The sequence below is a fragment of the Bacillus sp. AG4(2022) genome, assembly GCF_031844465.1.
Taxonomy (GTDB): Bacteria; Bacillota; Bacilli; order Bacillales; family Cytobacillaceae; genus Bacillus_AB; species Bacillus_AB infantis.
In genome coordinates this window covers 170,609-180,817 of record NZ_JAUZVH010000010.1, presented here as the reverse complement: position 1 = coordinate 180,817, position 10,209 = coordinate 170,609, and the positions used below count along the sequence as shown (strand labels likewise).

Below are 10,209 nucleotides of genomic sequence, written 5' to 3'. Positions count from 1 at the left end.
TCAAAGAAAATTAAAAATAGTGGTTCCAGTGGGATGAGCTAGAACCACTATATCAAAGAAAATCAAAAATAGTGGTTCCAGTGGGATGAGCTAGAACCACTATATCAAAGAAAATCAAAAATAGTGGTTCCAGCGGAAAGAGCTAGAACCACTATTTCAATGAAAATCAAAAATAGTGGTTCCAGTGGAAAGAGCTAGATCACTATTTCAGAAAAAATCAAAAACAGCGGTATCAGTCGGTAGAGCTAGACCTCTATTTTAATTGAAATTAAAAATGTAGCTTCCAGGAGAAGGAGTCTAGGAAGTCTTTCTACGAAAGGGAAGTGGAGCGAATTGAGAATGTGCGGCAGGGCGGTAATCATTAAGGAGGGGAAACTGGCACTCATTAAGCGGATCAGGGAAAGTGAGGAATATTATGTGTTCCCTGGCGGAGGGGCAGAGCCTGGAGAGCTGCCTGAGGAGGCAGCAGCACGTGAAGTCCTTGAAGAACTGGGAATTGAAGTTAAGGTTGGAAGACTGCTGGTCCGTCATGATTATAATGGACAGCAATTTTTTATTTTGCAGAGATAATGGCTGGTATTTTTGGAAGCGGGTCAGGAGAAGAATTCGATCTGGCAAGGGGCCGCGGCACATATGAGCCGCTTTGGTTGGATATCGGTTCATTGGCAGATTTGCCTGTAAGACCGGCTGAAGTGGCAAGACTGAATATGCGGTTTTTTTAAAATTGAAAGCATGCCCGGTGAACCATCAACCGATCCTCAAACACCTCTAAAATAGCAGACTTAAGGTATAATTGAAAACAAATACAATATAGAGGTGTGCCACTTGGAAGAACTTATAACATTAAAGAAGGGCCATAAAAAGCTTTCCAGGCTCAAGATTATCCAGCGCATGGTATTTATAACGCTTGGTGCATTGCTGATGGCTACCGGGCTTGAAATTTTCCTGATCCCCAACCAGGTAATCGACGGCGGAATTACAGGTATATCCATTATGCTTTCACATATAACAGGAATCAAGCTGGGATTATTTTTATTCGTTTTGAACTTGCCTTTCATCTATCTGGGCTACAAGCAGATGGGCAAGACATTTTCGCTTTCTGCCATCTACGGCATCATCATGCTCTCCCTTTTCGCTTCATTCTTTCACCCAATCCCTCCTTTTACAGAGGATATTCTTTTAGCCACAATTTTCGGCGGCATTTTTCTCGGAATTGGCGTAGGGCTTGTCATCCGCAATGGCGGAGCGCTTGACGGGACTGAAGTTCTGTCCATCGTCATCAGCAAGCGTGTCCCTTTTTCTGTAGGGGAAATCGTCATGTTCATCAACTTTTTCATTCTGGGCTCTGCAGGTTTTGTCTACACATGGGACCGGGCCATGTATTCTATACTTGCCTATGTCATCGCCGCAAAAGCGATTGATATTGTCGCTGACGGCCTCGAGGCATCTAAATCAGTCTGGATCATCAGCGAAGAAGCTGATATTATCGGCGATACCATCAATGACAGGCTGGGACGCGGCGTTACGTATTTGAAAGGGGAAGGCGCTTACACAGGTGATGATAAGAAAGTAATCTTCTGCATCATCAACAGACTTGAAGAATCCAAGCTCACCAGCATCCTTGAGGAATTTGATCCGTCCGCCTTTTTAGCGATTGCTGACATCACAGAAGTTAGGGGCGGACGATTTAAAAAGAGAAGCATCCATTAAAAAGCAGAACAGGCCATTATTTTACCTGCTATGCAAAAAGGCGGACATAAAGTCTGCCTTTTCATTTTGCAGGTGCAGAAATACTAATAACCGATATACAGGAAATGCATGCTGTGGCTGCCACAATCATTCCGAATAAGAAACCAATGGCCCGCATAAAGGGGTCATCCCCAGGAAATTCAGACTCTGCTGCTGCAAACTGATAAAGAAAGAAAATGAATAAAAATAGATAAAAGCTGCTTCCAATCAGCCCCACTTTTAAACGTCCCTTTTTAGAGCCTTTCCATGCCAGTTTCATATTGAGCCATAAACGGATGCTAAAGGCTGTTGCCAGAAACATGATTACCAGGTGTATATAAGGTATATTAATAAACAGCAGCACATACAAAATCAGCAGTGTTGCTGAAAACAGAAGCGCATTGGAAATAAATAAAAACAAACCAGCTTTCCATTGGATTTGGTACCAGGAAGTATTACTCAATAAATTAACCATCATCCGATTGGCTGCCCTCCCCTCAAGTGAAGGGTTCTTTTTGAAAAAAATAAGCAATAAAGTAATTCCGATGATTCCCAAAAACAAAAAAGATGTCATAATGAACTGCCCCCAACATTGATATATAGTAATAATTTATCGCAAATCAATAAATAAAGTCAACTGTTTTATATTAAAAAACATTGAATTTTTGCTGAAATGTATTTGATTTTTATTGAAATACGATAAAAACTGTATTACTATTAATATAATTATCCTTAAACCGGAGGTACCTTATGAACAAAGCTATAACTAGTTTTCTGAAAGCCGCCATCCTTATTATGGGATTGATCGTGGCCATCCTCTGCATTTTTCTTCTGCCTGAACTTGCAGGGGATGCAGCTGCAGAGAACCCTGAATTTTCTTATTTGAAATGGCCGGTTCTTTTAGGCATGTATGGGGCTGCCATTCCATTTTATATAGCCTTGTACGAAGCATGGAATCTACTAAGATATATTGAAGGACAGACTGCTTTTTCCGATCTCTCTGTTCAGTCGCTCCGCCGCATCAGGAACTGCGGCATTGCTTTGGGACTGATTTACGCTGCCGGCATCATCGGAGTCGGAGCTGCCGGTGCTCTTCATCCAGGAGTTCTGCTGATGGGTGCAGCCATTGCTTTCTGTTCTTTTGTCATCAGTGTATTTGCAGCTGTCCTGAAGGAGCTGCTGCGGAGCGCGCTTACTATGAAAAATGAAAATGAACTGACTATCTGAGGTGAAGGAATGGCGATTATCATTAACATAGATGTTATGCTGGCAAAAAGGAAAATGAGTGTTACAGAGCTGTCCGAGCGGGTGGGAATCACCATGGCCAATCTCTCAATACTGAAGAACGGCAAAGCAAAGGCAGTGCGGCTTTCCACACTTGACAGTATCTGCAGGGCGCTGGACTGCCAGCCGGGCGATATTCTCGAATACCGTGGAGAAGAAGAATAGCAGAAGTATGAAGAGACAGGGCGAGCCTGTCTCTTTTTTTGACAGCACGTATTATCTGGAGATGGAATATATATTTTACAAAAAGGAATATATATGTTACATTCTGTTTGGAGGAAGAATATATGAAAAATAATGTGAAGCTGGCCCGGCTGCAGGCAGAGCTGACCCAGCAGGAGCTGGCGGACCGGGTGGGGATTACCAGGCAGACGGTGAGCTTAATTGAAAAGGGTAAGTATAATCCTTCTTTAAAGCTGTGCCTCCAGATCTGCTATGCAGTCCAGTCAAAGCTGGACGAATTATTCTGGGTTGAAGAGGAGGACCTTTAATGAAAAAAATTACGGATGAACGTTTGAAGCAGAGGAATTTAGAGCATGTACGGATAGTCTATATCATCCAGACGCTGGGGATCCTTTGCATTCTTGCATACGATTTATTGCAAGGCGGCATGGAAGCTATGCGTGAAAATCCGCTTTGGCTTGTTTTTATCGGAACCTCGGTTGTATTTGCTTATCTATCCATGAGTGTGAGTGTGGAGCATGAAAGACAGGGAAAAGATCCGAAAAAGCCATTCATTGTAAGCCTAACAGCCATCCTGGCAGTGGCTGCCATCATTTCTTATCTGATCAGTATAACACCGGGCTATGGATGGGGTGATGGTCTGCTCTTCGGTTTTATTGCCGCTGTGTGCGGAGGAATACCTTCCTTTTACATTTACAGGCTGCGGCTGAAACAGGCAGATTTGCATGATGAGGAAGACGAATAAAAGGATTTAACATAATCACAGTCCTCCTGAACATATATATACAAAAAATGCGGAGGAATAACGATGGAAAAAAATCAGTTTTTCAGGACGATAAGGGTTTTTATCGCCAGCCCCTTTTTTAATGAGGAGCAGCTGGAAAGAATCGGGAGGCTGGAGAATGCGCTGAAGAAGAATCCTTATGTGGCTGATTTCTTCTCGGCGAGATTTTATCAGTTCCCGCAGCTGACTTTTGCATCTGATACTTGGAGGAAGACTGTTTTCCAAAATGATTTAAGGTTTTTGCGGCGTTCTGACGTGGTAGTTGCCATTCACGACTATGAAGAAAACTCTGTGGACAGCGGAACTGCCTTTGAACTGGGCTATGCGTATGCAATGCAAAAGCCGATAATACTGATAAAAGAAAAAGAAGCGAGCATTCCGAATTTAATGCTGGCGGAAAGCCTGCATGCTTACCTGACCAGGGCAGATGAGATTGCCGCATATGACTTTATCAATATGCCTAAAATTCCTTATAAAGGCCCGCTTATTTAAAGGCAATGGTTATTCTATATAACTCAATTTGTCTGTCACAACGATAACCACAAGTGCGGGAAGTGGCAGGGCAGGATGGAACTGCTGCAGCCCGGGAGATAGCGGGCGGGACTATGAATTTTGTCGAGGCAGTGCTTATTCTATTTCTCGTTTTTTGGCTCCTTATGCTGTTCCTTAACCTCGCAGGCATTCTAACTCTATATAAGAATCCGAAAGCTCAGGGATCAATTTTATTGTTATTGGTGTTTTGAGTCTGCCCACATTAATTATTTCAGGCCTTCTTATATCCGCCGGAGTTTTGATCCTTACAGCCAAGAAAAAAGGACCTTTGTATCCGGATTGCTAATAAGGGGCCGGATCTCTGGAAATATGGAAAGGAAAATCAGATGTTTATAATCATTCCATTGGCTCTTGGCATTATTTTGGAGTTTGCATTAGAGCCGTCTTTTAAAATACGCGAAAATCTTTTCATCAGATTGGACCCGGTGGCAGCCGGGGCATTGGCAATCATGTCCCTTTTGCCTTATGGCTGTTTCTTACTGAGCTTGTACCAATAGAAGACGAGAGAATCTATACTTTTTCCTGCATCATGGTCACTGTATTCTTCATTTCTGGAGGCGCGGTGAAGTATAGCAAAAGCAAAAAGCAGAGAACCCAACTATGAGAAATACTAATCTTAATTCGTCCAAGCTTTACGCCGCTTATTATTTATGAAAGCGGCATTTTTTAATGATTAACTTTTATTAGGATCGCATTTATACCATTGGATGTATTCATAATCCTTTTGGAGTATGAACGCACTGTTTGTGCAGGTGCCACTCTGACAGCAGATTGTCGAAATGTATTGAAGCCTGTCTGAAAGGAATTGTTTCCTGTCTGTTGAATATAAAAACGGACAGAAGTTAAAGACAGCGCGGAACATTCGAAAAGGGAGGCGCAAGAAATGAGCGGAAAACTGGTTATGAGGGAAGAGGGCAATAATCTGGTAATGGAGTGGAATTTTGATGCACCGAGGGAGGAAGTATTTAAAGCATTCTCAGATTCCAAACTGCTGGAAAGCTGGTGGGGGCCAGAGGGCTGGGAAACGAAGAATAAAAAATTCGAATTTGAACCAGGCGGAATATGGCATTATGCTATGACCTGCAAAGACAAAAGCCAGGGGGACTTTTATGGGATGGAGTCGTGGGGGCTTGCAGTCTTTAAGGAAATTTCTGCGCCTGAGAAAATTGTCCATACAGATGCATTCTCAGATGAAGAAGGGAATATAAACGAATCTTTGCCTAAAACATTAATAACGGCAACCTTTAGTGAAGAAGATGGGATAACGAAGTATGTGTCCGTCACTGAATTTCCTTCCAAAGCAGCTATCAGGCAGATCATTGATATGGGGGCGGCAGAGGGATTCTCTTCCCAGCTGAAAAAATTGGATGCACTTTTAGCAGGGAATATGGTATGACAAATGGCAGGGCCAAATCTGAGGGTTTGGCTTTTTTCTATGCAGTAAGCAAATGAGGATGAAAAATCAACCTGTTTTTTAAATCAGAAAAATAATTATAGCAAAAATGCTAAAAATAAAGATATTAAGGCGGGGGGGATTATCATTAAACAGATTCAGCATGATACAAAGATGAATGCTTCAGAATATGCAGTGGTATGGTCACAATACATGAATGACAGTTTATCAAGATGTGTGCTGAAGCATTTTCTGCAAGATGCCAAGGATGAAAATATCCGGGAAGTATTTGCTTTCGCCCTGAAATTATCAGAGAGGCACCTTGAAAAAATTAAACTACTTTTGAAAAATGAAAACCAGCCAGTACCTGTTGGCTTTTCTGAGGAAGATGTTAAAGCAGATGTACCAGGATTGTTCACTGATACTTTCAAAATCGTTTATTTACATATCATGTCACTACATGGACTGACCAGATATGCCGGGGCAACGTCAGTTTGCTCACGAAAGGATATCAGGCAATATTTTATGCGCTGTACGTCAGAGGGCTTAGATCTGTATGATCGGACTACAGAAATTGCGCTGCAAAAAGGAATCATTGATAAAGCACCAACCCTCCATAATAGACAGACAGTGCATTTTATTAAAAAAGGCTATTTGACGGGCTGGCTTGGGAAGCGGAGGCCCATCAACGCGATTGAAATCAGCGGTGTCTTTCTCAATATGCAGAAAACAATGGTAAAGATGGTGCTGGAACTTGGCTTCAGCCAGGTATGCAAATCCAAAGAAATAAGAACATATATGGAAAGGGCAAGAGGGCTTTGTGTAAAGCATTTTGAAATACTTGCTTCATTACTGAAAGAAGAGAATCTGCATGTCCCCAAAGTCTTTGAATCGGAGGTGACTGATTCAGCTGTTTCACCATTTTCCGATAAGCTGATGCTTTTCCATATTACCGGCCTTTTGTCGGCAGCGATCAGTTATTATGGCGAAGCAGCCGCCCTCAGTCAAAGAAGGGACATTGTTTCTGCATATACCAGAATGAATGTAGAAATTGCTTTAATTGCCGAGGATGGCATGCAGCTTATGATTAGAAATGGCTGGTTTGAGGCTCCTCCGGCAGCAGCAGACCATGAAGCCTTGGCTAAGGAGTAATGAAGTAGTATTCATTAAACCGTCTTTTGCAGCAATCTGAAGGCCGGGGGGCTGAATTTAATGAATAAATAACCAGCTCCCTAAGCAAGAAACAGGTTGACTTTTTCAACTGTAAATATTAAAATTACAGTAAGGAATCAGAAATATTCCTTATTTTTCTGCTATAACTGTAACATTTTATTTTACACTTTAATATGGATAAATAAAAATCACAATATAACATTAAATCTTCATAAAAGGAGTGCATGATTAATGGTCAATCTATATGTATCATCCAGCTGTACATCCTGCCGCAAAGCTAAGGCATGGCTTGAAGAGCATCAAATTGAGTATACTGAGAGGAATATCATTAACGAACCCCTTACTGTTGAAGAAATTAAATCCATTCTGCGCATGACAGAAAATGGGACAGAAGAAATCATCTCAACTAAATCAAAAGCTTATCAGCAGCTGGATATGGAAATCGATTCTCTTCCACTGAAAGAGCTGTACCAGTTAATTGCCGACAATCCTCAGATGCTGAGAAGGCCGATCATCATGGATGAAAAAAGGCTGCAGGTGGGATATAATGATGAAGAAATCCGAAGTTTTCTTCCAAGGAAGCTGCGCACTTTCTCTTTCATGCAAAAGCAGCAATTGGCCAATTGATCTGCTGAAATACAAAAGAGCAGAAGGGCCGGGAACACTGCTTAGTTAGGAGGCTATCCATGAACAGCGACTTTACACTAGCCATTCACAGCTTAGCCTATCTTGCGCTGCAGCTGGACCGGATGTCTACAAGCGAGGCAATTTCCAAGAGCGCCGGGGTTCATCCTGTACGGATCCGCAAAGTATTGAGCCTGTTAAAAAGGAATGGCTTCATCAAGTCCAAGGAAGGCACCGGAGGCGGATTTATTTTTGCAAAAGAGCTGGATGATGTCAATTTATGGGATATCTATAAGATAACCTCTGAGGGCGCATTGCAGCCTAAATGTCCGGAATCCAACGAGCAGTGCATTGTAGGAGCCAACATGCAAAAAGTTCTCTTCAGCATTTTCATCGGCGCAGAAGAGCATCTTGGGTTATATCTGAAAGATTATACGATTAAAGATATAGTCGGACTTGTTAATCGGGAAGATGGCTGCCGATAACGGTGCGACATGGGAAAGACCGGCTGCTCCAAGGGGCAGCCGGTCTTTTTGCCATGCATATCAATTAGGGACTGTGACTCTCATTAAGGCATTTGCGCCAGCAAGGATACTCACAAGGCCAAACTTTCCTCATTTTGCGAAGAGATTGAAGTGCAGGAGAAGCAGACCGGCAGTATCGAAAAGAGCTGGTGACAGTTGAATGGGATATTCCATAATCGGACAAGAAAGTGCAGAGGGAATCCCCCCTGCTCATTTTGCATCTATCTAATAGTCCTGGTGCTATTTAGTATTTGTAAAGCCTCCGTCAATACGGATCACTTCACCATTAATATATTCTGCTTTTGAAGTTAATAAGAAAACAACAAGCTCTGCGACTTCTTCCGGTGTTCCTAATCTTTTTTGCGGTATGCCGCCGGTGGCATTCACCTTCATTTCGGGATTTGCTGCATAAAATTCTTTCACCATGGGAGTTTCCGTGGGTCCTGGGGCAATGGCATTCACTCTCAAGCCATCTTTTGCATACTCTGCGACCATACTCTTCGTGAGGCCGACAATTCCATGCTTGGTAGCCGAATATGTTACAACAGAATCCTGCCCGATCACACCTGCGCTTGAAGCTGTATTTACGATTGAACCTCCGCCGTTCCTGAGCATCGCTTCGGCAACATAGCGTACACCATACAGCGCTCCCATTAAATTAATGCCAACAATTTGCTCAATTTCCTCTACGCTTGTGTTAAGAAAAAATTGTCCGCTTCCGGAAATACCGGCATTATTAAAGAAGTAATCTATCTTGCCGAATTCTTCAAGGGTCTTGTCTACATAATTCTTAACTTCTTCTTTCCTGGAGACATCTGCTTTAATAAAGATAGCAGCAGCACCCAGTCCTTTAACCATCTCGACTGTTTCATTTCCGCCTTTTTCACTAATATCGACAACTGCTATATCGACACCTTCTTTTGCTAAACGAACGGCAGTGGATTGTCCTATTCCGCTTCCCGCACCTGTTATGATAGCTGTTTTATTGCTGCTCATGAATCTTCCTCCTTGCTGTATGAAGAAATTTGACTTATTTATGTGCACTCTCTAATTTTTCTCTAATTAAATGTATTTAAACATGTCATCTGACTAATACGGATGCATGTGGCCTTTTTTCTGCCAGATAAGAGGGCACTGCTTAACATGGTGCCCCCATATGCCATAATTACTGGATACCAAACTGTTCGAGGAATATTTTTGAAAAATTTGATTGATATTATAGTTATGGAGAACAGAATAATTAATTTTAAAACAGCCTTCAAAAAAATATTCATTAAGCAACTCATAAGGATGATAAGTAATGGAGAATAAAAGGGTAAAGGAATTTGATAAAATTGTCGAGCTTAACGAAAAAGGGCAGGACGCCCTTAATTCGTACTGGATGGATTATTCGCTGTATACATCCTTTGAGTACTGGCTGATGGCGGCATTTTTCTTTGTTCCGCTCATTGTGCTTTATTTCAAAATAGATCGAAGCAAGATTTTTCTGCTTGGTTTTTATGGTTACAGCATTCATGTGTTTTTCAATTATACAGACTGGTTCGGCAAAAACAGCGGCTTTTGGAATTACCCGTTTCCATTGATTCCAGTGACGCCTGGAATATCCATTGATTCGAGCTTAATACCTGTCGTTTTTTTGCTTATCTATCAGTGGACTTTAAACAAAGGAAAGAACTATTATGTGTATACCATCCTCACAGCAGTATTTTTAGCGTTTGTCTTCAAGCCATTCTTAATTGCAGTTGGCCTTTTTCGCATGTATGGAAACACACATTATCTTCATTTGTTTGCAGGGTATTTAATTGTCCTTTTGACTGCAAAGATTGTTACGAATTTTTTTCTGTGGATGGAAAAGCGGTACAAACAATCTGCTGGAATGAATAAAATGAAAAATCCCCGCACCTAAAAGGGAGGGGAGCTATAGCAGTGTTTCTGGGAGAATAAAACTGTGATCAAAAGGTGGT

Annotated in this window: 13 protein-coding genes and 1 pseudogene; 12 read left to right on the top strand and 2 right to left on the bottom strand. The window is 41.8% G+C overall.

The window, feature by feature from the left end; translation table 11 throughout:
* Window positions 1-339 precede the first annotated feature (339 nt).
* Window positions 340-722 (top strand): annotated as a pseudogene (locus Q9R36_RS23285) (NUDIX hydrolase).
* 103 nt (window positions 723-825) lie between these two features.
* Window positions 826-1,710, top strand: a complete 885-nt coding sequence (locus Q9R36_RS23280) for a YitT family protein (protein WP_311225962.1) — start codon at window positions 826-828, stop codon at window positions 1,708-1,710.
* Between the two features lie 61 nt (window positions 1,711-1,771).
* Here the strand turns inward: Q9R36_RS23280 and Q9R36_RS23275 are convergent, their stop codons facing one another.
* Entirely contained in the window at window positions 1,772-2,302 is a 531-nt protein-coding gene (locus tag Q9R36_RS23275) for a hypothetical protein (RefSeq protein ID WP_311225961.1), read from the bottom strand.
* A gap of 176 nt (window positions 2,303-2,478) precedes the next feature.
* Between Q9R36_RS23275 and Q9R36_RS23270 the strand changes: the two genes are divergently transcribed.
* The 9 genes from Q9R36_RS23270 (at window position 2,479) to Q9R36_RS23230 (ending at window position 8,206) form a co-directional block, all read left to right on the top strand.
* On the top strand, window positions 2,479-2,955 hold the full coding sequence (locus Q9R36_RS23270) for a DUF2975 domain-containing protein (protein ID WP_224897625.1): 477 nt from the start codon (window positions 2,479-2,481) through the stop codon (window positions 2,953-2,955).
* A 9-nt stretch (window positions 2,956-2,964) separates the two neighbouring features.
* Window positions 2,965-3,177 carry a helix-turn-helix domain-containing protein gene (locus tag Q9R36_RS23265; RefSeq protein WP_101548011.1) on the top strand — a complete coding sequence of 71 codons (213 nt, stop codon included), beginning with the start codon at window positions 2,965-2,967 and terminating at the stop codon, window positions 3,175-3,177.
* A 122-nt stretch (window positions 3,178-3,299) separates the two neighbouring features.
* The gene (locus tag Q9R36_RS23260) at window positions 3,300-3,503 is read left to right on the top strand and encodes a helix-turn-helix transcriptional regulator (protein WP_101548009.1); all 204 of its coding nucleotides are present in this window, start codon (window positions 3,300-3,302) and stop codon (window positions 3,501-3,503) included.
* Window positions 3,503-3,940 carry a hypothetical protein gene (locus Q9R36_RS23255; RefSeq protein ID WP_224897623.1) on the top strand — a complete coding sequence of 146 codons (438 nt, stop codon included), beginning with the start codon at window positions 3,503-3,505 and terminating at the stop codon, window positions 3,938-3,940. The genes Q9R36_RS23260 and Q9R36_RS23255 overlap by 1 nt, the downstream gene beginning before the upstream one ends.
* Window positions 3,941-4,003: 63 nt before the next feature.
* Window positions 4,004-4,471, top strand: coding sequence for a nucleoside 2-deoxyribosyltransferase (locus tag Q9R36_RS23250; RefSeq protein ID WP_311225960.1), 468 nt, complete (start codon window positions 4,004-4,006; stop codon window positions 4,469-4,471).
* Between the two features lie 943 nt (window positions 4,472-5,414).
* On the top strand, window positions 5,415-5,927 hold the full coding sequence (locus tag Q9R36_RS23245) for an SRPBCC domain-containing protein (RefSeq protein WP_224897616.1): 513 nt from the start codon (window positions 5,415-5,417) through the stop codon (window positions 5,925-5,927).
* A gap of 144 nt (window positions 5,928-6,071) precedes the next feature.
* Window positions 6,072-7,076 carry a DUF3231 family protein gene (locus tag Q9R36_RS23240; protein ID WP_224898150.1) on the top strand — a complete coding sequence of 335 codons (1,005 nt, stop codon included), beginning with the start codon at window positions 6,072-6,074 and terminating at the stop codon, window positions 7,074-7,076.
* A gap of 252 nt (window positions 7,077-7,328) precedes the next feature.
* Window positions 7,329-7,724, top strand: coding sequence for a transcriptional regulator SpxA (gene spxA / locus Q9R36_RS23235; protein ID WP_224897614.1), 396 nt, complete (start codon window positions 7,329-7,331; stop codon window positions 7,722-7,724).
* Between the two features lie 59 nt (window positions 7,725-7,783).
* Window positions 7,784-8,206 (top strand): RrF2 family transcriptional regulator, encoded by a 423-nt coding sequence (locus Q9R36_RS23230; RefSeq protein ID WP_224897612.1) that lies wholly within the window; start codon window positions 7,784-7,786, stop codon window positions 8,204-8,206.
* A gap of 279 nt (window positions 8,207-8,485) precedes the next feature.
* On the opposite strand, the gene Q9R36_RS23225 is transcribed toward Q9R36_RS23230, so the two are convergent.
* Window positions 8,486-9,241, bottom strand: a complete 756-nt coding sequence (locus Q9R36_RS23225; RefSeq protein WP_224897610.1) for an SDR family NAD(P)-dependent oxidoreductase — start codon at window positions 9,239-9,241, stop codon at window positions 8,486-8,488.
* Between the two features lie 304 nt (window positions 9,242-9,545).
* Here Q9R36_RS23225 and Q9R36_RS23220 point away from each other — a divergent pair, with 304 nt between their 5' ends.
* Window positions 9,546-10,151, top strand: coding sequence for a hypothetical protein (locus tag Q9R36_RS23220; RefSeq protein ID WP_311225959.1), 606 nt, complete (start codon window positions 9,546-9,548; stop codon window positions 10,149-10,151).
* The last annotated feature ends 58 nt before the right edge of the window (window positions 10,152-10,209 follow it).

Coding starts and splice junctions, on each gene's coding strand:
- Q9R36_RS23220 (WP_311225959.1), top strand. CDS start 9,546: ATGGAGAATAAAAGGGTAAAGGAATTTGATAAAATTGTCGAGCTTAAC.
- Q9R36_RS23255 (WP_224897623.1), top strand. CDS start 3,503: ATGAAAAAAATTACGGATGAACGTTTGAAGCAGAGGAATTTAGAGCAT.
- spxA (WP_224897614.1), top strand. CDS start 7,329: ATGGTCAATCTATATGTATCATCCAGCTGTACATCCTGCCGCAAAGCT.
- Q9R36_RS23265 (WP_101548011.1), top strand. CDS start 2,965: ATGGCGATTATCATTAACATAGATGTTATGCTGGCAAAAAGGAAAATG.
- Q9R36_RS23260 (WP_101548009.1), top strand. CDS start 3,300: ATGAAAAATAATGTGAAGCTGGCCCGGCTGCAGGCAGAGCTGACCCAG.
- Q9R36_RS23225 (WP_224897610.1), bottom strand. CDS start 9,241: ATGAGCAGCAATAAAACAGCTATCATAACAGGTGCGGGAAGCGGAATA.
- Q9R36_RS23275 (WP_311225961.1), bottom strand. CDS start 2,302: ATGACATCTTTTTTGTTTTTGGGAATCATCGGAATTACTTTATTGCTT.
- Q9R36_RS23250 (WP_311225960.1), top strand. CDS start 4,004: ATGGAAAAAAATCAGTTTTTCAGGACGATAAGGGTTTTTATCGCCAGC.
- Q9R36_RS23230 (WP_224897612.1), top strand. CDS start 7,784: ATGAACAGCGACTTTACACTAGCCATTCACAGCTTAGCCTATCTTGCG.
- Q9R36_RS23245 (WP_224897616.1), top strand. CDS start 5,415: ATGAGCGGAAAACTGGTTATGAGGGAAGAGGGCAATAATCTGGTAATG.
- Q9R36_RS23270 (WP_224897625.1), top strand. CDS start 2,479: ATGAACAAAGCTATAACTAGTTTTCTGAAAGCCGCCATCCTTATTATG.